This window comes from Mycolicibacterium palauense (genome assembly GCF_002592005.1).
Taxonomy (GTDB): Bacteria; Actinomycetota; Actinomycetes; order Mycobacteriales; family Mycobacteriaceae; genus Mycobacterium; species Mycobacterium palauense.
Window position 1 is genome coordinate 1 of the sequence record NZ_NVQF01000085.1, and the last position, 24,706, is coordinate 24,706.

Annotated in this window: 24 protein-coding genes and 1 pseudogene; 7 read left to right on the forward strand and 18 right to left on the reverse strand. The window is 70.9% G+C overall.

What is annotated here, in order from left to right; genetic code table 11:
* The 4 genes from CSR00_RS24440 to CSR00_RS24455 all read right to left on the reverse strand — a co-directional run.
* On the reverse strand, positions 1 to 1,093 hold a 1,093-nt coding region (locus tag CSR00_RS24440; protein ID WP_245906476.1), incomplete at its 3' end, for a cell division protein FtsL.
* The gene (gene rsmH, locus CSR00_RS24445; RefSeq protein ID WP_099025007.1) at positions 1,090 to 2,295 is read right to left on the reverse strand and encodes a 16S rRNA (cytosine(1402)-N(4))-methyltransferase RsmH; all 1,206 of its coding nucleotides are present in this window, start codon (positions 2,293 to 2,295) and stop codon (positions 1,090 to 1,092) included. The genes CSR00_RS24440 and rsmH, both read right to left, overlap by 4 nt.
* Positions 2,270 to 2,701, reverse strand: a complete 432-nt coding sequence (gene mraZ / locus CSR00_RS24450) for a division/cell wall cluster transcriptional repressor MraZ (protein ID WP_099025008.1) — start codon at positions 2,699 to 2,701, stop codon at positions 2,270 to 2,272. Before mraZ ends, rsmH begins: the two co-directional genes overlap by 26 nt.
* 450 nt (positions 2,702 to 3,151) lie before the next feature.
* Positions 3,152 to 3,553 carry an SCO2097 family morphological protein gene (locus CSR00_RS24455; protein WP_099025009.1) on the reverse strand — a complete coding sequence of 134 codons (402 nt, stop codon included), beginning with the start codon at positions 3,551 to 3,553 and terminating at the stop codon, positions 3,152 to 3,154.
* 296 nt (positions 3,554 to 3,849) lie between these two features.
* On the opposite strand from CSR00_RS24455, the gene CSR00_RS24460 reads away from it, so the two are divergent.
* The 4 genes from CSR00_RS24460 to CSR00_RS24475 all read left to right on the forward strand — a co-directional run bounded on the left by CSR00_RS24460 (position 3,850) and on the right by CSR00_RS24475 (position 8,240).
* Complete coding sequence (locus CSR00_RS24460) at positions 3,850 to 4,452, forward strand: GNAT family N-acetyltransferase (RefSeq protein WP_099025027.1); 603 nt, start codon at positions 3,850 to 3,852, stop codon at positions 4,450 to 4,452.
* Between the two features lie 94 nt (positions 4,453 to 4,546).
* Positions 4,547 to 5,233 carry a DUF3153 domain-containing protein gene (locus tag CSR00_RS24465; protein WP_099025010.1) on the forward strand — a complete coding sequence of 229 codons (687 nt, stop codon included), beginning with the start codon at positions 4,547 to 4,549 and terminating at the stop codon, positions 5,231 to 5,233.
* A gap of 233 nt (positions 5,234 to 5,466) precedes the next feature.
* Positions 5,467 to 6,657, forward strand: a complete 1,191-nt coding sequence (locus tag CSR00_RS24470; protein ID WP_099025011.1) for a polyprenyl synthetase family protein — start codon at positions 5,467 to 5,469, stop codon at positions 6,655 to 6,657.
* Between the two features lie 32 nt (positions 6,658 to 6,689).
* Entirely contained in the window at positions 6,690 to 8,240 is a 1,551-nt protein-coding gene (locus CSR00_RS24475) for an alpha-(1->6)-mannopyranosyltransferase A (RefSeq protein ID WP_099025012.1), read from the forward strand.
* A gap of 37 nt (positions 8,241 to 8,277) precedes the next feature.
* Here CSR00_RS24475 and CSR00_RS24480 read toward each other — a convergent pair whose 3' ends face one another.
* Positions 8,278 to 8,682: an Rv2175c family DNA-binding protein gene (locus CSR00_RS24480; RefSeq protein ID WP_099025013.1), complete on the reverse strand. Its 405-nt coding sequence runs from the start codon at positions 8,680 to 8,682 to the stop codon at positions 8,278 to 8,280.
* A gap of 115 nt (positions 8,683 to 8,797) precedes the next feature.
* Here CSR00_RS24480 and CSR00_RS24485 point away from each other — a divergent pair, with 115 nt between their 5' ends.
* Positions 8,798 to 10,084 carry a protein kinase domain-containing protein gene (locus tag CSR00_RS24485; protein WP_099025014.1) on the forward strand — a complete coding sequence of 429 codons (1,287 nt, stop codon included), beginning with the start codon at positions 8,798 to 8,800 and terminating at the stop codon, positions 10,082 to 10,084.
* 10 nt (positions 10,085 to 10,094) lie between these two features.
* On the opposite strand, the gene CSR00_RS24490 is transcribed toward CSR00_RS24485, so the two are convergent.
* The 5 genes from CSR00_RS24490 to CSR00_RS24510 all read right to left on the reverse strand — a co-directional run bounded on the left by CSR00_RS24490 (position 10,095) and on the right by CSR00_RS24510 (position 15,182).
* Complete coding sequence (locus CSR00_RS24490) at positions 10,095 to 11,489, reverse strand: class II 3-deoxy-7-phosphoheptulonate synthase (RefSeq protein WP_099025015.1); 1,395 nt, start codon at positions 11,487 to 11,489, stop codon at positions 10,095 to 10,097.
* Positions 11,490 to 11,558: 69 nt separating this feature from the next.
* The gene (locus tag CSR00_RS24495) at positions 11,559 to 12,203 is read right to left on the reverse strand and encodes a DUF5134 domain-containing protein (protein WP_099025016.1); all 645 of its coding nucleotides are present in this window, start codon (positions 12,201 to 12,203) and stop codon (positions 11,559 to 11,561) included.
* On the reverse strand, positions 12,200 to 13,654 hold the full coding sequence (locus CSR00_RS24500) for a PepSY-associated TM helix domain-containing protein (protein WP_099025028.1): 1,455 nt from the start codon (positions 13,652 to 13,654) through the stop codon (positions 12,200 to 12,202). The genes CSR00_RS24495 and CSR00_RS24500 overlap by 4 nt, the downstream gene beginning before the upstream one ends.
* Before the next feature lie 127 nt (positions 13,655 to 13,781).
* Positions 13,782 to 14,294, reverse strand: coding sequence for a polyadenylate-specific 3'-exoribonuclease AS (locus CSR00_RS24505; protein ID WP_099025017.1), 513 nt, complete (start codon positions 14,292 to 14,294; stop codon positions 13,782 to 13,784).
* A 9-nt stretch (positions 14,295 to 14,303) separates the two neighbouring features.
* A complete protein-coding gene (locus CSR00_RS24510) occupies positions 14,304 to 15,182 on the reverse strand; it encodes a hypothetical protein (RefSeq protein WP_176562239.1) in 879 nt (292 codons plus the stop codon).
* A gap of 136 nt (positions 15,183 to 15,318) precedes the next feature.
* On the opposite strand from CSR00_RS24510, the gene CSR00_RS24515 reads away from it, so the two are divergent.
* Complete coding sequence (locus tag CSR00_RS24515) at positions 15,319 to 16,656, forward strand: glycosyltransferase 87 family protein (protein WP_099025018.1); 1,338 nt, start codon at positions 15,319 to 15,321, stop codon at positions 16,654 to 16,656.
* Here CSR00_RS24515 and CSR00_RS24520 read toward each other — a convergent pair.
* The 5 genes from CSR00_RS24520 to CSR00_RS24540 form a co-directional block, all read right to left on the reverse strand.
* Positions 16,553 to 17,314 carry a lysophospholipid acyltransferase family protein gene (locus CSR00_RS24520; RefSeq protein WP_099025019.1) on the reverse strand — a complete coding sequence of 254 codons (762 nt, stop codon included), beginning with the start codon at positions 17,312 to 17,314 and terminating at the stop codon, positions 16,553 to 16,555. The genes CSR00_RS24515 and CSR00_RS24520 overlap by 104 nt on opposite strands.
* 129 nt (positions 17,315 to 17,443) lie before the next feature.
* On the reverse strand, positions 17,444 to 17,839 hold the full coding sequence (locus CSR00_RS24525) for a hypothetical protein (protein ID WP_099025029.1): 396 nt from the start codon (positions 17,837 to 17,839) through the stop codon (positions 17,444 to 17,446).
* A complete protein-coding gene (locus tag CSR00_RS24530; protein WP_099025020.1) occupies positions 17,836 to 19,119 on the reverse strand; it encodes an ArsA family ATPase in 1,284 nt (427 codons plus the stop codon). The genes CSR00_RS24525 and CSR00_RS24530 overlap by 4 nt, the downstream gene beginning before the upstream one ends.
* Positions 19,116 to 19,550, reverse strand: coding sequence for an SRPBCC family protein (locus tag CSR00_RS24535; RefSeq protein ID WP_099025021.1), 435 nt, complete (start codon positions 19,548 to 19,550; stop codon positions 19,116 to 19,118). Before CSR00_RS24535 ends, CSR00_RS24530 begins: the two co-directional genes overlap by 4 nt.
* Positions 19,551 to 19,652: 102 nt before the next feature.
* Complete coding sequence (locus CSR00_RS24540) at positions 19,653 to 20,042, reverse strand: polyketide cyclase / dehydrase and lipid transport (RefSeq protein WP_099025022.1); 390 nt, start codon at positions 20,040 to 20,042, stop codon at positions 19,653 to 19,655.
* Positions 20,043 to 20,226: 184 nt separating this feature from the next.
* On the opposite strand from CSR00_RS24540, the gene CSR00_RS24545 reads away from it, so the two are divergent.
* Positions 20,227 to 22,035 carry an AMP-dependent synthetase/ligase gene (locus CSR00_RS24545; RefSeq protein ID WP_099025023.1) on the forward strand — a complete coding sequence of 603 codons (1,809 nt, stop codon included), beginning with the start codon at positions 20,227 to 20,229 and terminating at the stop codon, positions 22,033 to 22,035.
* 20 nt (positions 22,036 to 22,055) lie between these two features.
* Here the strand turns inward: CSR00_RS24545 and CSR00_RS24550 are convergent, their stop codons facing one another.
* From CSR00_RS24550 to CSR00_RS24560, 3 genes and pseudogenes are all read right to left on the reverse strand, one after another.
* Entirely contained in the window at positions 22,056 to 23,222 is a 1,167-nt protein-coding gene (locus CSR00_RS24550) for a glycosyltransferase family 4 protein (RefSeq protein WP_099025024.1), read from the reverse strand.
* Positions 23,223 to 23,283: 61 nt separating this feature from the next.
* Positions 23,284 to 24,111, reverse strand: a complete 828-nt coding sequence (locus tag CSR00_RS30830) for a hypothetical protein (RefSeq protein WP_245906480.1) — start codon at positions 24,109 to 24,111, stop codon at positions 23,284 to 23,286.
* 34 nt (positions 24,112 to 24,145) lie between these two features.
* A pseudogene (locus CSR00_RS24560) lies at positions 24,146 to 24,574 on the reverse strand (NlpC/P60 family protein); the annotation flags it as partial.
* Between the last annotated feature and the right edge of the window lie 132 nt (positions 24,575 to 24,706).

Here is a 24,706-nt window from a genome sequence, read left to right on the forward strand (position 1 = left end):
GTGGGCCGCGTAAGAGGTGTGTAAGGGCCAGGGGTGCGGCCGGGGCGGCGGGCACCGGCGCGAGCACGGGCGGTGCCGCGCCCGGCGGCACGGCGGCACCCGGAACGGCCGGTCCCGGCGTGGTTCCCGGTGCGGTGGCGACCGGTCCGGGCGCGGGGCCGGCGGGCAGCTGCATCGGCCCGATCCCCGCCGTCGGGCCCGCCGGCGCGTGGTTGAGCGGGATGTCGGTGCCCGGGATCACCCGTACCGGCACCTCGGGAGCGGCACCGGGGACGGTAGCGGCACCGGGCGCGGGCACGCCGAGCCGGACCGGCCGTTCGGGATTGGGCGGTGCGGCCGGCGGCGGGTCATCGGGAAGCTTGGTGTTCAGCGGGGGCGGCGGGACGCCCTCGGCGGGCTTGGGAGTGCCCACCACGACCCAGTTGCCCGCGGGATCCAGCACCAGGTGGGCGGTGTCCTTGGAGGGGATCATGCCCAGATTGCGGGCAGCCTCGGCCAACGCCGGGGCGGCTTGCGCCTCCAGGACCTGACGCTCCAGGGCCTCCTTCTGCTGCATCAGTGCATTGTTGGTCTGGCGGATGTTGCCCAGTTGGTAGGAACGCTCGGCGGCGTCGGTGGACAGCCACAGCGTGACACCCAGGCCCAACCCGAGCGCGGCGATCACCAGCACCACGAACGGAACCCGGGCGGCGAGCTTGCGGGGACTGAGGTCGATGGCGGACAGCCGGGTCAGCAACCGCTCTTTGAGCGGAGGACGGACGACCTTGGGGGCCTTGGCCTTCCGCGCCTTGGCACGGGCCTTCGCCTGGCTGGCGTTCTTGGCCGGCACCCGCTTGCGTTCGGGCGTGGTGACCGGTGCGCGGCGCACCGCCTGCGGCTGGCGTGACGGACCGGCGACCTTGCCCGCCTTGCCCTTCCGCGGACGGTTTCCCCGCGGGACCGGTTCGGCGGCCCGCCGTTGCGCGGGCCGCGCCCGGCCGCCCGGTCCCCCGTCGCCGCGTTGCTGCTCGCCCCGGCGGGGCTTGCGGGCCCGGCGGTCCGCGTCCTCGCGCCCCGAACCCCGCGTGTTGGTCGCGTCCTTCTTGGTCTTCATGACCGGCCCCTCCCTGTCAGACGCTCCACTGCCCTCAACCGCACGGCGGCGCTACGCGGATTGCGCTCGATCTCGGCGGCGTCGGCGCGTTCGGCACCGCGCGTCAAGGACATGAATTCCGGCTCGTGGCCGGGCAGTTCGACCGGCAGACCCGATGGCGTGCGGCTGGCGGTGGCCGCGGCGAAGGCGCGCTTGACGATCCGGTCCTCCAGGGACTGGTAGGACATCACCACCGCGCGGCCCCCCACCGTGAGCGCGTCGAGCGCCGCGGGCAGGGCCGCCGCCAGCGAGTCCAGTTCGGCGTTGACCGCCACCCGCAGCGCCTGGAAGGTCCGCTTGGCGGGGTGTCCTCCGGTGCGGCGGGCCGGTGCCGGGATGGCGTCGTAGAGCAGTTCGACCAGCTCGGCGGTGGTGGCGAACGGGGCCTGCCGGCGACGCCGGACGATATGGCCGGCGATGCGCCCGGCGAACCGTTCCTCCCCGAATTCCCGGAGCACCCGCGCCAGCTCTTTCTCGTCGTAGGTGTTGAGGATGTCGGCCGCGGTCAGCGGCAGGTCCGGGTCCATCCGCATGTCCAGCGGCGCGTCGGACGCGTAGGAGAATCCGCGTTCGGCACGGTCGAGCTGCATGGAGGAAACACCGAGGTCCAACAGCACACCCGACACCGAATCCATTGCCGGATAACCGGTCTGCTCCAGGGCTTCGGACAATTCGTCGTAGCGGGTGCGAACCAGCCGCACCCGGTCGCCGAACCGCTCGAGTCTGGCCCGGGCGATCCGCAGTGCCGTCGGGTCACGGTCGAGGCCGATCACCGTCAGTCCGGCGAAGCTGCTCAGGAAGCGTTCGGTGTGTCCGCCGGCGCCCAGGGTGCCGTCGACGAGGACCGCCCCGGCGGCGTCGGGATGGTGACGGGTCAGCGCGGGGGCCAGCAGCTCCACGCAGCGGTCCAGCAGGACCGGTACATGGCCGAAATCGTCAGCCACCGCGAAACCTCCAGCCTCCCTGCGGCGGGGGTGGCGACCGGGCGCCTGTGCACCGAGGTCCCTGTCCGAGTGTGCGGACCTGACGTTGGGGAAGTACGTCAGGGCCGCCCCGCACCTGGCGTGGGGGAAGTACGCCAGGGTCGGTTCGGGCAGAGGCCACGATGCACGGGCAGCCGCCGGATCGGCCTGTCGGTCAAATGATGTCGCGGAGTGCTTCATCGCTGGCCGCGGAGAAGTTCTCTTCGTGTGTTTGCTGGTAGTCGTTCCAGGCCTCGGCGTCCCAGATCTCCAGGTAGTCGACCGAACCGATGACCACGCAGTCCTTGGACAGGCCGGCGTAGCGGCGGTGGTCGGCCGACAGGGTGATCCGGCCCTGGCCGTCGGGATGCTGTTCGTCAGTGGCCGCGGCGAGATTCCGCAGGAACGCCCGGGCTTCGGGATTGCTGCGGGACGCCTGCGCGGCCCGCCGGGCCAGCTGCTCGAACTCCGCGCGGGGGTACACCGCCAGGCTGTGGTCTTGGCTCTTGGTGACCATCAACCCTCCTGCCAGTGCATCGCGGAACTTGGCGGGCAACGTAAGCCGCCCTTTGTCGTCGAGCTTGGGCGTGTAGGTGCCGAGGAACACTCGCCACCTCCCACCTGTCCGGAACCCCCTGCGCTCCGTCCTCCGCCACCATACCCCACAACGCCCCACCTTTCTCCAATTCTCGCCACCTGAGCGCCGTGTCGCCCCACCCGATGCCACGAAACCCCCACAGGGAGTGACCCGGACGCCGGTCGCGGCGCCCCGCGGCCGCCGAGGGAGTGGAGAAAATCCCAGTTCAGGGTGCTATTGCGCGGAAGCAGAGAAGACTATCGCCCGGTGGGGGAAGGTGGGGGATGCACGACCCCGCGTGCCCGAACCGCTACCGAAACGCAATATCCCAATGCGATAACGGCGGCTGCGACCGGGAGGCCGAGGGTCCCAGCGACGACAGCGGGGCAGCCATCCGGCTGCCCCGCTGTCGATGTGGTCTTAGACGATGTATTTAGAGGATGTATGTGGTCCTGGACCGTGTCCCCGATCGGTGGACGGTCACTCGTCGAAACGACGGCGGAACCGGTCCTCCATGCGACTGGTGAAGGAACCTCCGGCGCCCTTGGCCTTCTTGGCCTTCGCCGCGGACGGTCCCGGACCCGACTTGTCCTTGCCGGCCACCCGGGGGCCGGTGATGGCGAACACCACACCTGCGAACATCACGACGAATCCCACCACCGAGAGGATGGGGAAGCTGCCGATCATGGTCGCCTTGAACGCGACCCCGGAGACCAGCATCGCCAGGCCGATCACGAAGAGCGCAGCACCCTGGAGCCGACGGCGCGCCGAGGGGGCCCGGAAAGTTCCGCCCCGAACACTCGAGGCGAACTTGGGGTCCTCGGCATAGAGAGCGCTCTCGATCTGATCGAGCATGCGCTGCTCATGATCGGAGAGTGGCATTCGTCCCTCCTTGCCGGCACGGCGGGTCATTCGCGGATAAGTCTGCAGACGCCAGGTAACGAGCGTCTAACAACGATGATACGAGGTGAATCTACGCCGTACCACCTACTTCTACTGTCGATTGTATGACGCCGCCGCGGCCCGCCGTACGCCCTATCCCCGAGGCGGTCGCCGACGATAATGAAAGCACCAATCGGCGGCAGGGAAGAGCCCCTGAGAGAGTCCAGGAGAAGGTCCCTGAGAGATTCATCGAGAGATTCACCGCCGTGACGACCGACCAGGGAGGGCAGCAGGCCTTGACGACCCATCTCGTCGACCTGTCGCCGCAGGACATGGCCAGCCGGCTCGGCGACGCGCTGCGGGTCTACGTGGACGCCATGCGGTATCCGCGCGGAACCGAGGACCAGCGCGCCGCCATGTGGCTGGAGCACTCCCGCCGCCCCGGATGGAAGGCCGTCGCGGCGCTGCAGGCCCCGGGCGGTCCCGGCGCCGGGATCCCGGCCCCCGGCCAGCCGGGGCGGGCCCCGCTGTTGGGGGTGGCCTACGGCTACTGCGGCGCCCCGAACCAGTGGTGGCAGCAGCAGGTGGTGCAGGGTCTGCGCCGGGCGGGCAGGTCCCCCGACGACATCGACGCGCTGATGACCGACTACTTCGAACTCACCGAACTGCACATCCATCCGCGCGCCCAGGGTCACGGGCTCGGTGAGGCGCTGACGCGCCGGCTGCTGCAGGGGCGGACCGAGGCCAACGTGCTGCTGTCCACCCCCGAGATCAACGGCGAGTCCAACCGGGCGTGGCGGCTCTACCGGCGTCTGGGCTTCACCGATGTCATCCGCGATTACCACTTCGCCGGGGACCCCCGGGCCTTCGCCATCCTGGGCCGGCGCCTGCCGCTGTGAGACGCCGGTGGCGCTGACCTCGGCGCTGCCGCCACCTTCGGCGCGGACGTCTGGCACCATTACCGGCGTGCGCGTCCCTCGCCGACACCGCCGCATGCGTCTGCTGGCGCTGGCCGTGCTCCTGCTCGTCGTCGCCCCACTGGCCGTCGGGTGTGTGCGGGTCCGCGCCTCACTCACCGTCTCCCCCGACGATCTGGTGTCCGGCCAGATCATCACCGCCGCCAAACCCCGCAATGACCAGGACAAGGGTCCGCAGCTGGTGAACAATCTGCCGTTCGCGCAGAAGGTGGCGGTGTCCGAGTACGAAAACGACGGCTACGTCGGGTCCGAGGCGGTGTTCGCCGACCTCACCTTCGCCGAGTTGCCGCAGCTGGCCGGCATGAATCCGGACGCGGCCGGCGTCGACATCACGCTGCGGCGGGCCGGCAGCCTGGTGATCCTCGAGGGGCGCGTCGACCTGACCTCGCTCAACGACTCCGACGCCGAGGTGTCGCTGACGGTGTCCTTCCCCGGCGAGGTGACCTCCACCGACGGCGACCGCATCTCCACGGGCACGGTGCAGTGGACGCTGGAGCCCGGCATCGTCAACACCATGAGCGCCCAGGCCCGCTACACCGACCCGAGCACCCGTTCGTTCGCCGGCGGTGCGATGGTGCTGGGGATCACCTCGGCGATCGTGGCCGGCCTGATCGCCGTGCTGGCCTGGACGGCCCGCGACCGCTCCCCCAAGGTCTCCCGGGGCTCAGGGGGTTCAGGCACCGGCGAGGACCACACCGCGTAGTTCGAGATGACTGTTCGACGTCACCGTTCGAGATCACCGTTGGAGGTCACCTGGTCGGGGCCCGGCGGGCGGCGGGAACGCACAGCCCCGCGGCGACACCGCCGACCCGGCGGGCCGTCTGGGTCACGCGAACCCGGCCCGACGCTCTAGTCTGAATGCACCGGGGGGCCACAGGCGCACACTGAGCCGCAACAGCGGCCACAGCAAGGAGCAAGACAGAAAGGGGCCCGGCGCTGAGCGTTCAAGCACCTGCGCCGTCGACCGCGGAACTGACCGGCGCCGTCACCGATCAACTGCGGGGCTACCTGCAGAACCGCCGCGAGGGCGCCGCCTACATCGGGGCTGACTACGACGGACTCATCGCGATCCTGGAGGACTTCGTCCTGCAGGGCGGGAAACGGCTGCGACCGGCGTTCGCCTACTGGGGCTGGCGTTCGGTGGCGGAGCCACCCGTGGGAGCGGTGGCGGAGCCACCCATCGGAGCGGTGGCGGAGCCACCCATCGGAGCGGTGGCGGAGCCACCCGTGGGAGCACATTCCGGGGCCACCGTTGCGCAGGCCCCCGACGACATCATGCTGCTGTTCGGCGCACTGGAGCTGCTGCACGCCTGCGCCCTGGTGCACGACGACGTCATCGACGACTCCGACACCCGGCGCGGCCGGCCCACCGCGCACATGCGCTTCGCGGCCCTGCACCGCGGCCAGGACTGGCGGGGTTCGGACCGGCAGTTCGGCATCTCGGCGGCCATTCTGCTCGGTGACCTGTCACTGGTGTGGGCCGACGACATCGTGGCCACCGTCGACCTGCCCCTCGACGCGCACCGCCGGGTGCAGCGGGTCTGGGCCGATATCCGCACCGAGGTGCTGGGTGGCCAATACCTCGACATCGTCTCCGAGTCCAGCGGTGCGGACTCCATCGATTCGGCGATCACCGTCAACACCTACAAGACGGCCTCCTACACGGTGACCCGTCCGCTGCAGCTGGGCGCCGCCGCGGCCGCCGACCGCCCGGACGTGCAGGCGATCTTCCAGCAGGTGGGTACCGACCTGGGGATCGCGTTCCAGCTGCGCGACGACGTGCTCGGCGTGTTCGGCGACCCCGCGGTGACCGGGAAGCCCTCCGGTGACGACCTGCGCTCCGGCAAACGCACGGTGCTGCTGGCCGAGGCGGTGGAGCGCGCCGACGAGACCGACCCGCTGGCGGCCAAGCTGCTGCGCGCCTCGATCGGCACCGAGCTCAGCGATGCCCAGGTCCGCGAGCTGTGCCAGACCATCGAGAGCGTCGGCGCCCTGGCCGCCGTCGAGGATCGCATCGCGTTCCTGACCCGGCGCGCGCTGGACGCCGTGGCCGCCGCCCCGATCGACGCCCAGGCCAAGGCCGGGCTGGCCGAACTCGCCAGATTGGCCTCCAACCGGACCGCCTGACCACCCTGAAACGCCTGAAACCCCTGACGCCGATGTCTTCTCCCGCGGATCCTCCGGTGACCACCGGCCGTTCCCGGCGGGGTGGGCGGCTGTCCGGCCACATCGGGCGGTTGAAGCAGTTCGCCGAGAGCGACGACGCCCGCCCCGCCCTGCTGGGTTTCCTCGGCGCGGTGATGATCACCGCCGGTGGGCTGGGTGCGGGCAGCACCCGCCTGCACGACCCGGTCCTGGAGGCCGCGCACCTGTCGTGGCTGCGGTTCGGCCACGGGCTGGTGGTGTCGTCGCTGCTGCTGTGGGGCGGTGTCGCGGTCATGCTCGCCGCCTGGTTGTGGCTGGGCCGGCGGGTCCTCGGTGGGCACGTCACCGAGTACACGCTGGTGGCCACCACCGGCTTCTGGCTGGCCCCGCTGCTGTTGTCGGTGCCGTTGTTCAGCCGCGACACCTATTCGTATCTGGCCCAGGGGGCGCTGCTGCGCGACGGTTTCGACCCGTACGCGGTCGGACCGATCGAGAATCCGAACAGCCTGCTGGACAACGTGAGCCCGATCTGGACGACCACCACCGCGCCCTACGGCCCGGCGTTCATCCTGGTCGCCAAGTTCGTCACCATGCTCGTCGGCGACAACGTCATCGCCGGGACCATGGTGCTGCGGCTGTGCATGCTGCCCGGGCTGATCCTGCTGATCTGGGCGGCGCCCCGGGTGGCGAGGCACATCGGCGCCAGCGGCCCGGTCGCGCTGTGGGTGTGTGTGCTCAACCCGCTGGTGATCATCCATCTCATGGGCGGTGTGCACAACGAGATGCTGATGGTCGGGCTGATGATGGCCGGCATCGCGCTGACCTTCATGCGCCATCCGGTCGCCGGGGTCGCCCTGGTGGCCACCGCGGTCGCGGTCAAGGCGACCGCCGGGCTGGCCCTGCCGTTCCTGGTGTGGGTGTGGGCGCGCCAGTTGCGGTCCGGCCCCGCCCGCGCGCGCGGCCCGGTCGCGGCGTTCGCGCTGGCGGTGTCGGGATCGGTGGCGGTGTTCGCGGCGGTCTTTCTGGTGCTGTCCTGGCTGGCCGGGGTGGGCCTGGGCTGGCTGACCGCCCTGGCCGGCTCGGTCAAGATCATCAACTGGCTGACCGTGCCCACCGCGATCGCCAACGTCACCAACGCGGTGGGCGGGCTGTTCTTCGGCGTCAATTTCTATGCGGTGCTGGAGGCGACCCGCATCGCCGGCATCCTGATCATCGCCGTGTCGGCGCCGGTGTTGTGGTGGCGGTTCCGCCACGACGACCGCGAGGCACTGATCGGGATCTCGCTGCTGATGGTGGTGGTCGTGCTGTTCGTGCCCGCGGCGCTGCCGTGGTACTACACCTGGCCCCTGGCGGTGGCCTCGGCGCTGACACAGTCACGGGCCTGGGTGGCCGCCATCGCCGGGTTCTCCACCTGGATCATGGTCATCTTCAAACCCGATGGCTCCCACGGCATGTACTCGCCGATCCACGTCGCGCTGGCCACCGCGTGCGCGATCGCCGCCTGGTATGTGCTCTCCCGCGCCCGGGACCGCGACGCCGACCCCGCGGTGCCCGGTTCCCGGTAGGTACCCGGTCGGAGCCGGTGAGTGGCCCGGGGGCCGGTCAGTACGCCAGGGCCTGGGCGCGACGTACCACCTCGCGCGCCTGGTGGGCGTGCAGGGCGTCGACCGGTCGGCCATTGGGTTGCGATTCCCGGGATCCGTCGACGGTGATGGTCAGCGAGGGGTCCGGGGTGAACAACCAGCGGATGATCTCGGTGTCGTGGTACCCGCCGTCGCGCAGCACCGCCAGCAGGCCGGGAAGCGGTTTGACGACCGCCCCGGAAGCGGTGAAGAACGCCTTGGGCACCACCACGGTTCCGTCGCGGCGCACCGCGATCAGATGGCCGTCGCGCAGATGCTGGTGCACCTTGGTCACCGGGATCCCGAGCATCTGGGCGACGTCGGGCAGATTTACCACGGGTTCGTCCGGGTCGAGTACGTCGTCACCGGCCGGAATGCTGCTCACGACCCCAAGTCTAGGATCTCGCGCCGGTGCGGTTCCACCGCTTGGCGCGCGGCGGCCACGTCGGGTTTCGTCCGCGGGCCCCGCGGCCACCTACGATGGCCCCGTGAACGGCCCCATGACGCAGGACCCGTTGGAGGGCACTGTGCTGGACGGCCGCTACCTGGTGGAGACCCGGATCGCCACCGGCGGCATGTCCACGGTGTACCGGGGCACCGACATCCGGCTGGACCGGCCGGTGGCCCTGAAGGTGATGGACGCCCGCTACGCCGGCGATCAGCAGTTCCTGACCCGCTTCCAGATGGAGGCGCGCGCGGTGGCCCGGCTGAAGGATCCCGGGCTCGTCGCGGTCTACGACCAGGGCCTCGACGGGCAGCATCCCTTCCTGGTGATGGAGCTCATCGACGGCGGGACGCTGCGGGAGCTGCTGCGGGAGCGCGGCCCGATGCCCCCGCACGCGGTCACCGCCACGCTGCGCCCCGTACTGAGCGGGCTGGCGGTCGCCCACCGCGCGGGCCTGGTCCACCGCGACGTCAAGCCCGAGAACGTGCTGATCTCCGATGACGGGGAGGTCAAACTGGCCGACTTCGGTCTGGTGCGCGCCGTCGCGCAGGCCGGTATCACCTCCACCAGCGTGATCCTGGGCACCGCCGCATACCTGTCGCCCGAGCAGGTGAGCAGCGGGGCCGCCGGCCCCCGCAGCGACGTGTACTCGGTGGGCGTGATGGCCTACGAGATGCTCACCGGGGCAACACCGTTCGACGGCGACAACGCGTTGTCGGTGGCCTACCAGCGGATGGACCACGACGTGTGCGCGCCGAGCCTGGTCATCGCCGGGGTGCCGCCGCAGTTCGACGAGTTGGTGCTGCGGGCCACCGCCCGCGATCCGGCCGCACGCTACGCCGACGCGCTGGACATGGCCGCCGAGCTGGACGCCATCGCCGAGGAGCTGCGGTTGCCGGCCTTCCGGGTTCCGGCGCCGCGGAACTCCGCACAGCACGCGTCGGCGGTCCTGCACCACACCCGCTTCGGCACCGACATCCCCACCGAGATCCCCACCGAGATCTCCCCCGGGGCCGCCACCGAGCACCGGCCCGTCGCGGCGCCTCCGGTCAGGCACCCGACCCGGGTGCTCGCCCGCACCCCCGAGGACGGGCCCGGCCGGGCCGACGGCGTATCCGCCGCGTCCCCGGGCGACTCCCCCGACCGTGCTGCCGAGGACCCGTACGAGGGCTTCGCCGGGCAATTCGCCGGGATCGAGCTGGCCGATTTCGCCTGGGCGCGTCAGCGGGCGCGCCGGATGACGCTGGTGTGGGCCACGGTGGTGCTGGTGATCACCGCCGCGGTCGCCGCGGGCGCCTGGGCGCTCGGCAGCAACCTCAACACGCTGCTCGGCCTGCCCTGACCGGCCCGGCTCAGTCGCGCAGCATCTCCGCGACCAGGAACGCCAGTTCCAGGCTCTGCTGGGTGTTCAGCCGAGGATCGCACGCCGTCTCGTAGCGTCCGGCCAGATCGCTGTCCGAGATGTCCTGGGCGCCGCCCAGGCATTCGGTGACGTTCTCGCCGGTGATCTCCACGTGGATGCCGCCGGGGTGGGTGCCCAGCGCGTGGTGCACCTCGAAGAAGCCCTGCACCTCGTCGACGATCCGGTCGAAGTGGCGGGTCTTGTAGCCGGTCGAGGACTCGTGGGTATTGCCGTGCATCGGGTCGCACTGCCAGATGACCTGATGCCCAGAGGCCTGCACCTTCTCGATGATCGGCGGCAGCACGTCGCGGACCTTGCCGTTGCCCATCCGGCTGACCAGCGTCAGGCGGCCCGGCACGTTGTGCGGGTCGAGTCGCTCGACGTATTCCACGGCCAGCTCCGGCGAGGTGGTGGGCCCGATCTTGACCCCGATCGGGTTGGCGATGACCTCGGCGAACGCGATGTGCGCGCCGTCGAGCTGCCGGGTGCGCTCGCCGATCCAGAGGTAGTGCGCCGAAAGGTCGTAGAGCTTGGAGTTGTCGCCGTCGACGGTGCTGTCGGCCAGCCGCAGCATCGCGCGTTCGTAGTCGAGCACCAGTGCCTCGTGGCTGGCGTAGATGTCGGCGGCGTCGAGGTTGCGGTCGTTGACCCCGCAGGCCGTCATGAAGCGCAGGCCGCGGTCGATCTCGCCGGCCAGGGCCTCGTAGCGGGCGCCGGCCGGGGAGGTGCGCACGAATTCGCGGTTCCAGTCGTGCACCTGGTGCAGCGAGGCCAGGCCCGAGGAGGTCAGCGCACGCACCAGGTTCATCGCGGCGCTGGCGTTGGCGTAGGCGCGGACCAGTCGCGAGGGGTCGTGCTCGCGGATCGCGGCGTCCGGGGCGAATCCGTTGACCATGTCGCCGCGGTAGGACTTCAGTCCGAGCGCATCGGTGTCCGAGGACCGCGGTTTGGCGTACTGCCCGGCGATGCGGGCGACCTTGACCACCGGCATGCTGGAGCCGTAGGTCAGCACCACCGCCATCTGCAGCAGGGTGCGGATGTTGGCGCGGATGTGGGGTTCGGTGTTGTCGACGAACGTCTCGGCGCAGTCGCCGCCCTGCAGCATGAACGCCTCACCGCGGGCCACCTGGGCCAGCTGGGCCTGCAGCTTCTCGACCTCGGCGGGAACCGTGACCGGCGGTACGCTCTCCAGCACCGTGCGCATGGCCTTGGCGGCGTCGGCGTCCCAGCTGGGCTGCTGCACGGCCGGCTTGGCCAGGGCGGCGTCGAGCCGCGCGCGCAGTTCGGCGGACAGCGGCGGCAACGACGGTAGCTGCTCGATCGGTACGTCAACGGTCCAGTTCACCCGTCCATGGTAAACGGTCCAAACAGCGCTTTTTTCCACCCACGGGTGGGCTCCCACCCGTCGTGCGGGTCAGAGCATCACACCGAACATGATCGCCATGCCGGCGGCCATCATCGCCTGGCCGATCGCCCCGACATGCTCGTAGGCCGGGGCGCCGGGATTGTCGCGCCGCTCGGTGAAGAACCGGTAGAGCCACCACAGCGCCGCGAGCGCGAAGAACACCGTCCAGAACCAGTCCACGGCGTTGATCCACGCGGGGTGGCCGTGGGCGCCGTGCTGGTGGGCGCCCATCTCCATGCCCTGCATCGACGTCATGTCGTGCTGCATGTCCGGGGCCATTTCCTGTCCCCCGGTGTCCTGTCCCCCGGTGCCCTGGCCCGGCAGCACGCGGCCCATCACCGCATACATCCAGGCCATCGCGAACATCATCAGGGCGTGGTAGCCGTTGAGCAGCCGGTGCCCGGCATCGGTGGCCAGAAGCGCGACGAACCACACCGTGGCCAGCAGGAAGAAGATCATCGGCGGGATGTTGGGCACCTCGGTGCCCTTCGGCCAGGCCATCACCGCCATCGCCACCGACATGACGAAGTGCAGCCCGTGGCCGACCACGTGGCGTGGCGCGCGGTCTCCGATCGCCACGGAGTACACCGTTTCGGCGGCGCTGAGCACGAACAGGATGGTGACCACCCAGCGCAGGGTCAGATCGGCGATCACGACGACATCCCCTCCCGCTTGGCGGCCCGCCAGCCCAGCGCGACGTCGACGGCTAGGAACAGCGCCAGGGTCAACCCGAACAGCGGCACGAACCACCCGATGCCGGCCAGCAGCAGCACCGCCAGCACCGCCTCGTGCGGGCGCAGCGACCCCAGCGCCCCGCGGCGCGGCCCGGTGGGCAGCACGAACGCACCGTCCCGGGTCGGCCGGCGCCGCCACCACATCCGGTAGCCGAGCAGGATGGCGGCGATCAGCACGACGGCGGTGCCGACCAGCAGGATCTGGTTGAGGACGCCGAACAGGATCCCCATGTGGGCGCCGATGATCCAGTCGGTCAGCTTGGCCAGGAACGGCCAGTCGGCGAAGTCGACCCGGTCGGTGACCGCGCCGGTGTCGGGGTCCACGGAGATGGCGTCGTAGCGGGTGGGCCAGCTGCGCTTGTTCTCGCTGACCTGCCAGCCCTGGCCCGCTTCGCTCGGCGGGTACATCCAGATCGGGTCGACCAGATGGGCCCGCTGTGCCGCGTGCAGGGCGGTGTCGGCCCCGGCCAGCATCTGCGCCTCGCCCAGCACGGCGCCGTCCTGTCCCGACCGGGCGTCGTCGTGCCCGCCGTGGTGGTGGGCGTGCGCGTCGGCGCCGCCGGCGGCGCCCGGGGCGGTGTCGGGCAGGGTCGTGTCGACCGCCGGCGGTTTCTGATCCAGGTGGCTTTGCACCAGGTCGATGGACTGCCCGGCCCATCTCGACCACGTCATGCCCGACACCGACAACAGCAGCAGCCCGGCGATCATCCAGACGCCCAGCGCGCCGTGCCAGGTCAGCAGCCGGCGCCGGCCGGTGGCATCGCGGTCGGGGACGAACAACCGGCGCAACCGGCCGGTGCCGGCACGCTGCCCGATCCACAGGGCCAGGCCCGCCAGCGCGACCACCCACAGCCAGCTGGCGGCCAGCTCGCTGTAGTTGCGGCCCACCGCGCCCAGGTGCAGGTTGCGGTGGAACTCGTCGAGCCACGCCCGCAACGGCATCCACTGCCCGTAGGTGGTCAGCGCGCCGCGGACCTCGCCGGTGTAGGGGTCGACGAACACGGTGCGGGCGTAGTCCTCCGGCACGTCGTCGACGGCCAGGGTGACCTGGGTCGTCTCGTTGTCCGCGGCGGGCGGACGGATGCTGGTCACGGCGCCCTCCGGGTGTGCCCGCCGGGCCGCGCCGATCTGTTCGGTCAGCGGCAGCCGCTGCTCGCCGACCCGCTCGACGGTCAGCTCGTGGCGGTTGACGAGGTTGTCGATCTGCGGGACCAGCGCGTACAGCAGTCCGGTGAACGCCGCCAGCAGGATGAACGGCCCCACGAAGATCCCGGCATAGAAATGCAGCCGCACCAGCAGCGGACGCACCCGCGCCCAGGCGCCGGCCTGCGGCCGGTCGCCGGTCTCGGTGCCGGTGTCCGGGGCCGGCATCGTCTCGTCACGCGGATCGTCCAGGGGGGTTTGACTCACGGTGGGGGCGCTTTCGGTCGAGGGCACGACTCAGCCCGCGCTGAGTCTCCGCAGCATTAGTCGGCGCCGGGGCGGGTGGAGTTCCCGCTCAGCGGTCTCGGTTCCAGCTGTCCATGACCGTGTCGGTGCCGACCATCAGCTGGAAGCGCCGCAGGTTGTGGCGGGCGTCGACGAGCGCGTCATGGGTGTCGCGGGGCCGCGGCGGCATGCGCGGAGAGCCCCGGTCCTCCCAGAACTGGCGCAGTTCGCGGGTGAATCGCGGGATCTGCGGCGGCAGGCTGGTCATCGGCCCCCACAGCTGGCACAGCGCGACGTGGTCGTAGGCGGCCACCCACGCCCACAGTTCGATCGGCTCGTCGCCGTCGACGCCGAGGAACTCCTCGAGGTCCTCGCGGATCCGCCGCCGGGAGCGCCACAGCTGCGAGGACGGCGGCGGCAGTTTCGGCAGCACGTGCTTGCGCACCCAGCTGCCGGCCTGCTCCGGGGGGAACTCTGACGACACCGCGTAGTACTCACGACCGTCCTCGGCCGCCACCCCGATGGAGATCAGTTCGATGGTGCGCCCGTTGTCGATGAACTCGGTGTCGTAGAAGAACCGCACGCGAGCACCCTATCCAGCGGCGCCGCCCGCCGGTTCCGACACCTGCCCGGTACGCCGCGGCGGGGCCGCGGCGTGGATCTCGCGGTCGAGTTCGGCGTCCACGGCATCGTCGTCGGGAAAATGCGGCATCCCCGACACCGCGTCCTGCAGCCACAGCTTGGCCTGCACCACCGGGCGGCGCAGCCAGCGCTCGCGTTCCAGCGCGCGGTGCATCTTGTGCGGGTGGCCCGTGTAGCGCCAGCGCGCCCACGGCGCGTGCGGCCGCGAGAGCCGCAGCGCACCGACCACCAGCAGCGGCGTGATGAACATGCCGACCAGCCCCGTCCAGACCTTGCCCTTGAGCAGCACCACCACCGCCATCGCCAGAGTGGCCACCGCCGCACCGACCACCACGACGCGCGCGCCCGGGGTCTCGTCCTCGCGCCAGATGGTGATGTCGAAGAACGACAGCGGGTTGAAACCCATGATCAGCAGCCCCGCCACGGCGACGGCGGCGAACACCGCATCGACCGAGGTCCGGCCGTCCTCGGCCCAGTACACGTCCTCCAGGTGCAGGATCAGCGCGAACTCGTCGAGCACCAGCGCGGCGCCGATCCCGAAGAACACCGCGGCCACGGTGAACTCGACCACGCCGCCGTTGACCGCCAGCGTGACCATGGTGAGCCCGGACAGCAGCACCAGGACGACGCCGATCACGACGTGGTGGATGTGCAGACCCCCGCCGCCGGAGATGTTGTGCGGCTGCCACCACTTGCGGGGAGCGGTGGAATCGGCGTGGGCCCGGATGTATCGGACGATGGTCCGGGTCACGAAGAACGTGGCGATGAAGGCGATCAGGCAACAGATCAGCGGAAGGCGCCCGGGGGCGACGAGGTCGAATTTCAGCACCGCCCCGGCGGTGGGCACGGCGGTGCTCGCAGTCGTCTGCACGGCCGAGAACTTACGCTCACCTGCGCGCAGACGGGCGCAACGGCGCCGCGCGGATGCGTCCGGCGGCCCGGGGGCCCGATAGTCTGTCCGGGAGATGAGTACTCGGCGGTGGCCGCGCGGCCGGTTCAACAGCCTCGCCTGGCGACTGGGTGAGGTGCTGGCGCTGGCGGCGTTCGGATATGTGGCCTGGCGCCTGCTCGGGCACACGCCGTACCGCATCGACATCGACGTCTACCGGATGGGCGGTCAGGCCTGGCTGGACCACCGGCCCCTCTACAGCGACGGCGCGATCTTCCACACCGAGGGCGGCATCGATCTGCCGTTCACCTATCCGCCGCTGGCGGCCATCGCCTTCAGCCCGTTCGCCTGGCTGTCGCTTCCGCTGGCCAGCGCCGCGATCACGGCCACCACGCTGCTCCTGATGCTGGTGTCGACGGTGATCGTGCTGACCCGCCTGCAGGTCTGGCCGGACTCACCGGCCTGGCGCGCGGTGACCGCCGAACCGGCCTGGGTGCGCCGGACGGTACTGGCCATGGCGCTGGTGGCCCCGGCCGCGGTCCACCTGGAGCCGATTCGGTCCAACTTCGAGTTCGGCCAGATCAACGTCGTCCTGATGACGCTGGTGATCGCCGACTGCGTGCCGCGGCGCACCCCGTGGCCGCGGGGCCTGCTGGTGGGGCTGGCCATCGCGCTCAAACTCACCCCCGCGGTGTTCCTCGTCTACTTCGTGCTGCGCCGCGACGGCCGGGCGGTGCTGACCGCCACGGTGTCGTTCGTGTTCGCCACGCTGATCGGGTTCGTGCTGGCCTGGCGGGATTCGGTGGAGTACTGGACGACCACGCTGCGCGACACCGACCGGATCGGCACCGCGACGCTGAACACCAACCAGAACATCTCCGGGGCCCTGGCCCGGCTGGGGCTGGGCGAGGAGGTGCGCTTCGTGCTGTGGACGGCCGCCTGTTTCGCGGCGCTGGGCCTGACGGTGTGGGCGACGCGCCGGGTGCTCGCCGCCGGGGAGCCCGTGCTCGGGTTGATGTGCGTGGCCCTGTTCGGGCTGGTGGTCTCCCCGGTCTCGTGGTCGCACCACTGGGTGTGGATCCTGCCGACGACCCTGGTGGCCGCGGTGCTCGCCTACCGGTACCGCAACGTGGCGCTGTCCGTGGTGACCGCGGCCGGTCTGGCGCTGACGGTCTGGACGCCGATCGACCTGATGCCCGAGCACCATGAGTCCGAGGCGGCGTGGTGGCGCCAGCTGGCCGGCGGGTCCTACCTGTGGTGGGCGCTGGCGATGATCCTGGTGGCCGGGCTGACGTTCCGGGCCGGCCGGCTCAGCCCGCCGCGGACTGCGGAATCCGCGCCGGCGGCGGAGTCGGAGCGGGACGCGAGTCAGGCCCCGAACCGGGCTCGGAATCAGGCCCTGCATCCTCTTTGAGGGTGGCGGCGTAGATGTCGACGTACTCCTGGCCGGAAAGCTGCATGAGCTCGTAGATCACCTCGTCGATGACGGCCCGCTCAATGAAGCGGTTGCCGGCCAGCCCGTCGAACCGCGAGAAATCCATCGGCTTGCCGAAACGCACCGTGACCTGACCGAACCGCCACATCTTGCTGCCCGGCGGGTTGACCACGTCGGTGCCGATCATGGCCACCGGGATGACCGGGACACCGGATTCCAGCGCCAGCCGCGCCAGGCCGGTCTTGCCCTTGTAGAGCCGCCCGTCGGGTGAGCGGGTGCCCTCCGGGTACATGCCGAGCAGCTTGCCCTGGTCGAGGATGCGCGCGGCGGTGGTCAGCGCCGCGTGCGCCGAGTCGGCGTCGGTGCGGTCGATGGGCACCTGGCCCGCCACGGTGTAGAACCACTTGGTCAGCTTGCCCTTGAGGCCGGTTCCGGTGAAGTACTCCTTCTTGGCCAGGAAGGTGATCCGCCGGCGGACCACCAGCGGAAGGTAGAAGCTGTCGGCCACCGCCAGGTGGTTACTGGCCAGAATGGCCGGCCCGTCGTTCGGAAGGTGTTCGAGGCCTTCGACTTTCGGCCGCCCGAGCAGTGACAACAACGGGCCCATGAAGATGTACTTGAACAGCCAATACCACATAGACCCTCCCGCGCCGGCATGACGACGATGCTCTGGGCCAACCTTACCCACCCGTTGTGTACCGGACCACAGGCCCGGCTCATCCGGCCGGTCGCGGGGTGCCCGAAGATGGCCCCGACGATGGCCCCGTCATTCCTCCACGACGATGGGGATGGGCTCATAGCGCCCGGAGCCGGGCGGGGGGCCGTCCGGCTCGGTCCCGGTGCCACCGGGCGGACCGGTCGGGCCGTCCGGCGGGGGTGGCGGCGGGAAGCCGGAGCCGGCGCCGTCGTCGAGCAGCGCCCGAATCACCGTCAACAGGGCGATGCTGTGCTCGCTGATCACGCTGATCAGCGGATGCTCCTCGCCGGTCACCAGGGCCGCCAGCGCGCACACCGGGCACCACACCTGCTGGCAGCGGCCGGGCCCGTCGGCGTTGCGGGCCGCCATCGCCGCGGCGGCCCGCACCGCGGGGTCCAGCCGATCCAACAGGGCCTGCGCCAGCTGCCGCAGTTCGGGACCGAGGTCCGGATGGCCCTCGTTCACGCCGGCCACACCTCCGGGTTGGGTCGAAAACGGACGGTCAGTTCGGTACCCCTGAGCTGGGCACCGGCGACGGTGCAGCGACGCAGGACCGACGCCAGCCGGACCCGGCGCCGCATGCCCCCGACACCGATGATCAGGTCGTCGTCGACCCGGCCCAGGGTCAGTGAGCCGGTGTCGACCTGCGGCAACTCTAGCCGCATGCGGTAGACCGAACCCAACCCCGAGCCCGACTCCAGGTCGACGACGGGACGCAGCGGACCCGGCGGGGCCGACCCGTCGCGGCGGCGGACACTGTCCAGCAGCTGGTGCAGCGCCTTGGGTCCGATGGGCTCACCGGCCATGTGCGGTGCCAGCAGCAGTTCGACGTCGCCGATGCTCTGCGCCAGGTCGTCGAGCACCGCCTGCTGTTCGGCGATGCGTTCGGCGTACCAGTCGAACGCCGGGTGCTCGGGCAGGTTGCGGTACTCGTAGGAATCGTCCTGGACAAGAATCTGATTGACGATCAGCTGGCTCACCCGCACCCCCATCAGGGCCAACGCCCCCAGGGTGCGCCCGGCCTCCGCCGCGACGACCCGCTCGGCGGTGAGCACCAGATGAGCGCTGACCGCGGCGTCGTCGGTGAGCAGGCTCGACAGCTGCTCCACCCCGGCGTTGATCCGCTCCAGCAGCTCCACCACCACCGCCGAGGGCCCGTCGTCGGCCAGCGCACTGAGCCGGCGGTGCCGCGGCCAGGCCCGCTCCAGGTACATCCCGAAGGTCGAGGGCAGTGTCAGCATGCGCAACGCGTCGGCGGTCGAGGCGCAGTCGACGACCACCCGGTCCCACCGCCCGGAGGCCGCCAGCTCCCCCACCTCGTGCAGCCCGAGCACCTCCTGAATCCCGGGCAACGCCGAGAGCTCCTCGGGCGCAACGTCTCCGACCTCGGAGTCCGGAAACCGGTCGGCCAGCGGCCGGGCGATCACACGCCACCGGGCTTCCAGCAGCGCCAGGGTGTCCAGTGCCAGTGCGTCCACATGACCGCCGCCGGCCCCGGGGTCGTCGGTGAGCACCCGCACCGGGGTCGCGTCGCCGGTGGGCGGCACGGGCACACCGAAGACGTCGCCCAGGGAATGGGCCTGGTCGGTGGAGACCACCAGCACCCGCTGACCTGCGCGGGCATCGCGCACCGCGGTCGCGGCGGCCAGCGTCGACTTGCCGACTCCACCCTTGCCGACGAACAGCCCGATCGCCGCCGGACCGGCGGGGTCGGCGGCACTGGACTGACTCGGGGACTGACTCAGCCCTCGACTCGTTTCTTCAGATCCTTCAACGCGGTGTCGGTCAGCCGCCGTTCCGCCTTGCGCTTGAGCAGCCCGATCATCGGGATCATCAGGTCGACCGCCAGTTCGTAGGTGACATCGGTACCAGTTCCCTTGGCCACCAATCGGTATTGGCCGTCAAGCGACTTCAGCAGTGAACTGGAGACCAGCCACCACCGCACCGAGGCGCGATCGGCCGGCCACTCGTACTCCAGCACCATGGTGTCCTTGAGAACCGCCGCGTCGAGCACCAGGCGGGCGGTCCGGGGGTTGCCGTCGGCACCCACCTCGAGCACCTCGGTCTCCCTGTACTCCTTGACCCACTCCGGGTAGGAGCCGATATCGGCGATGACGTCCATGACCGTGTCCGGGTCCGCGTCGATGTAGATGGTCTGCGCCGTTTTGTCCGCCACGTAAGCCGTCCTACCTGTTCGTGGGCCCGTCCCACGGCCGTCTGCGCGGCCATCGCCTTCGGTGGGAAACGGTACCCTCCCCGCCAGATCCATTGCCCATCATCAGGCCTGCGGGGCCATGCCGACCGGACGTCCGCTCTCCAGTTCGGCCTTGACCTCGAAGGCCATCCTCTTGCCCGCCACCCGGCGCCGGTGGTTGATCTTCGCCAGATTCATCCGGGCCAGCTCCCACGCCGCCGCACCGGAGGGCTCGGCGTGCAGGAAGTAGTGCATCAACACCCCGTCGAGCATCGGTTCCAGCCAGATCTCCATCGTTCCCGACAGCGGGCCGGTGACCGTCCACCGGATGCCCTTGTCACCACGGTCCTCGACCACGGTGAGCCGCAGGTCCGGCCACCACCGCCGCCATCGCGCCGGATCGGCGATCACCGCGCCGACGACGGACCCTCCGGCGGCGACGAACGTCTCGTCGGCCACCTGGATACTGTTCATCACCCTAGCTTCACACACCGTGGCCCGCCCTCCGAACCGCCCCTGCTCCGGAGGGTGATCAGGGCAAAACCGGCGAACGCCGGTAACCGCGCCGCGGCGGCGCACTAGGCTGGGAAGGTCCGGCAGCCATGACCGGCCGCCACGACCGGCAGCTACCGAAGATCCGCTATGGAGGTTGAAGTCATTGCGTGAGCTGAGCGTTCCGGCCTCATTCACCGTCGGCGAGCGCGACAACATCGTCTCGGTCGTCTACGAGCACGAGCGCGAGGATCCCGACTACCCGATCTACCAGCGTCTCGTCGACGGCACCTGGGTTGACGTCACCTGCGCCCAGGCGGCCGGACAGATCCGTTCGGCGGCACAGGGTTTGATCGCCCAGGGTGTGCAGCCCGGCGACCGGGTAGCCATCCTGAGCGCCACCCGCTACGAGTGGGCCATCATCGACATGGCCATCCTGAGCGTCGGGGCCCAGACGGTGCCGATCTACGAGACCTCCTCGGCCGACCAGGTGCGCTGGGTGTTGCAGGACTCCGGCGCGGTGGTGGCCTTCGCCGAGAACGACCACCACGCCGCGGTGGTCGCCGAGCTGGTGCCCGAGCTACCCGAGCTGCGCCGGGTGTTCCACATCGACGCCGCCGGCCCCAAGGCGCTCGACGAGCTGGCCGCCGAGGGTGCCTCGGTGGATCCCGCCGAGGTCGCCACGCGGGTCGAGAACCTGCGTTCCACCGACTTCGCCACGATGATCTACACCTCGGGCACCACCGGCCGGCCGAAGGGCTGCCAGCTCACCCACGCCAACCTCGTCTACGAGGTCCGCGGCGCCAAGGCGTGCGTGCCCACCATGCTCACGCGCGGTGAACGGCTGTTGGTGTTCCTGCCGCTGGCCCACGTGCTCGCCCGCGCGATCACCCTGGCGGCATTCCACAACAAGGTCACCGTCGGGTTCACCAGCGACATCAAGAATCTGGTGGGGATGTTCTCGGTGTTCAAGCCGACGATCGTGGTGTCGGTGCCGCGGGTCTTCGAGAAGGTCTACAACACCGCCAGGGGCAACGCCATCAACGACGGCAAGGGCAAGATCTTCGACCTGGCCGCCGGCACGGCCGTCGAATGGAGCGAGTCGATGGACCGCCCGGGCGGTCCCGGTCTGCTGCTGCGGGCCAAGCACGCCCTGTTCGACAGGCTGGTGTACGGCAAGCTGCGCGCGGCCCTCGGCGGTGACTGCCGGGCCTCGATCTCGGGCGGCGCCCCGCTGGGCGCACGGCTGTGCCACTTCTACCGCGGGGTGGGGCTGACCATCTACGAGGGCTACGGCATGACCGAGACCAGTGCCGCGATCACGGTGAACAAGGTCGGCGACATGAAGGTCGGCACGGTCGGCAAGCTCGTACCCGGCAACAGCATGCAGATCGCCGACGACGGGGAGCTGCTGGTTCGCGGCGGCGTGGTGTTCCACGGCTACTGGCGCAACGAGAAGGCCACCGCGGACTCGTTCACCGAGGACGGCTGGTTCCAGACCGGCGACCTCGGCGAGGTCGACGCCGAGGGCTTCCTGAAGATCGTCGGCCGCAAGAAGGAGATCATCGTCACCGCCGGCGGCAAGAACGTCGCGCCGGCCATCCTGGAAGACCAGCTGCGCGAGCACGGACTGATCAGCCAGGCCATGGTCGTGGGTGACAACGAGCCGTTCATCGGGGCGCTGATCACCATCGACGCCGAGGTGCTGCCGTCCTGGAAGGACCACCACGGCAAGGCCGCCGACGCCGACGTCGCCGATCTGCTCGACGACCACGATCTGAAGGCCGCGATCGATCACGCCGTCAAGCAGGCCAACGCGACGGTCTCGCACGCCGAACAGATCCGCAAGTTCCGGATCCTGCCCATCGACTTCACCGAGGAGACCGGTGAGCTGACCCCGACGATGAAGCTCAAGCGCAAGGTGATCGCCGAGAAGTTCGCCGACGACATCGCCGCGATCTACCGCAAGGACTGATCGCCGCGCGGGCGCGTGGCTCAGGCCAGTAGGGCGCTCATCCGCCCGGCCAGCTTGTCCCACTGCCACTGGGAGGTCACCCAGTCCCGTCCGGCGGCGCCCATGCGTGCCGCCGTGTCGGGATCGATCAGCAGTCCGGCGACGGCGTCGGTGATCTGATCCAGCGCGCGCCCGTCGACCACGCGGCCGGTCCGGCCGTCCACCACCGTTTCGGGAGCCCCGCCGGAATCGCCGGCCACGACCGGGACGCCGGTCGCCGAGGCCTCCAGGAACACGATGCCCAGACCCTCGACGTCCAGGCCGGCGCCGCGGGTGCGGCAGGGCATGGCGAACACGTCGGCCATCGCGTAGTGCGCGGCCAGCTCCCCCGCCGGAACCCCTTCGGTGAACACCACGGCGTCGGACACGCCGCACTCGTCGGCCAGCCGCCGCAGCGTGCGCAGGTAGGGCCCGCCGCCGACGATCACCAGCGTCGCGCCCCGGGCCCGGTCGCGGATCGCGGGCAGGGCACGGATCAGCATGTCCTGGCCCTTGCGGGCCACCAGCCGCGACACACAGACGATGGTGGGCCGGTCCCCGAGCCGGTAGCGTGCGCGCAGCTCGGAGCGGGCGGCCGGATCCGGGTGGAACCGTTCGGTGTCGACACCGGGCGGCACGTGCTCCAGGGCCGCCCGGGGACCGAACGCCGCGGCGAACCGGCCGCGCGTGTAACGGCTGACGTAGGTCAGGGTGTCGGTCTCCTCGCCGATGCGGCGCAGCACGGAGCGGGCCACCGGCAGCATCGACCAGCCCACCTCGTGGCCGTGCGTGCTGGCCACGACCCGGCCGGCGCCCGCGGCGCGCGCCCGCCCGGCCAACAGGGCCAGCGGTGCGGCCGCACCGAACCACACGGTGTCGATGCCGCGGTCGGCGATGAGCCGGCGCATCCGGCGCTCCACCGAGGGCTCGGGCAGCATCAGCGTGCCGGGGTGGCGCACCACGCTGTATCCGGCGCTGTGTCCGGCGCAGTGCCCGGCGCTGTGCCCGGCGCCGGCATCGAAGCGCTCGCAGTCCTTCCAGCGCGGCGCGTAGACCGTCAGGTCGTGGTCGCCCGTGGCCGAGATCCTGGTCACCAACTCGTGCAGATAGGACTGGATCCCACCGCGGCGCGGTGGAAAATCGTTGGTTACCAGCAGGACTCGTGTCATCAGGAGAAGGCTATCCGCTCTGCGCCGGTCCGCCGGCGGCACCCCGGCCGGCGCGCTCCCGTTAGCCGGTGAGCCAGCCCCGCCAGCGGTCCAGGAGTTCCCCGGGGGTGCTGCCGAGTACCCCGGACAGTGCGGCGGTCACGTCGGTGTGGCCGGTGCCGCAGGTCGCCGCGTACAGGCGCCGCAGGGTGGGTTCACCGTAGCGGTCGGCCACGAACCGGGCGAACAGCCAGGCCCGGTCGTAGCTGGCCGACAGGTCCGGCCCGGACCGGGCGAACTCGGCGTCGGAGGGCAGTGCGGCGGGCAGCGGCCGCCCCGGCGGGATCGGTTCGCCGCGACGGGCGACGTAGTCGGCGACCGCCTCGGTCAGCCAGGCCGGCGCGTCGGCGGCGGTGTCGCGGCGGGCCGCGAAGTGGAACAGTTCGTGGGTCATCACGATTCGCAGGGCCGACTCGCTCATGCGGCCCGCCCCCGGCGCCAGCACGATGCGCTGACCCGTGGCCTCGCGGCGGGCGGGGTCGACCCGGTCGGCCACGGCGACGGCGGCGATGTCGCCGGGGCGCCCGGCGGCCGGGCCCGCCTGGGCCCGGAACTGGGCGTCGGTGGCCGTGGCGATCACGGGGATCTCGCGGGGCCAGTCCTGGCCCCAGAACCGTTGCACCGAGGCCACCGCCGCGGGCATCAGCGCGGCGACGCGCCGCAGCACGGGCGCGGTCGGCCCGTCTGCGGGGGTGATCAGCCTGACGGTGCGGCCGTCCGCGGTCACCAGGGTGGTGGTCGGCGAGACCGCCGGGGCGGGCCCCGGGGCCGACATGGCCGGCGGCACCGGGGCGGCGCCCGAGGGCGCGATCAGCAGCACCGCTGCCACGGCGAGTTCGGCGGCGAGCACCGCCGCCACGATCGCCGGGGCCCGGCGCGCGCGCTCAGTAACGACGCGCGTTGTAGAACGGGCCGGCACCGTCGAGCGGAACCACCCTCACCGGTACGCCGTAGGTCGAGGCGTGCACCACCATGCCGTCGCCGATGTAGATGCCGGTGTGGGAGGCGTCGGAGTAGTAGTTCACGATGTCCCCGGGCTGCAGTTGATCCCGCGAGACGGGCTGGCCGCCGGAGGCCAGGGCCTGGCTGGAGTGCGGCAACGCGACACCGGCCTGCTGGAAGGCCCACATCACCAGGCCGGAGCAGTCGAAGGCATTGGGTCCGGAACCACCCCACGAGTACGGCGAGCCGACCCGGGTGAGCGCGGCCTGCACGGCCACCGCGCCCTCGCCACCCACCGGCGGACCGGGCAGCGCGGCCTGCGGCGGTGCGACGTCACCCGGCGGCACGCCCTCGGGCAGCGGCGCGGGCGGCGGGTGACCTGTCCCTTATACACAGCGCCGAGCCCACGAGACCGAGGCGGATCACGGATGCCGTCGTCAGCTCGAAAAAAAAAATCCACACTCCCCCAACTCCCCCCGATCCGACACCCCGTCCAGTACACA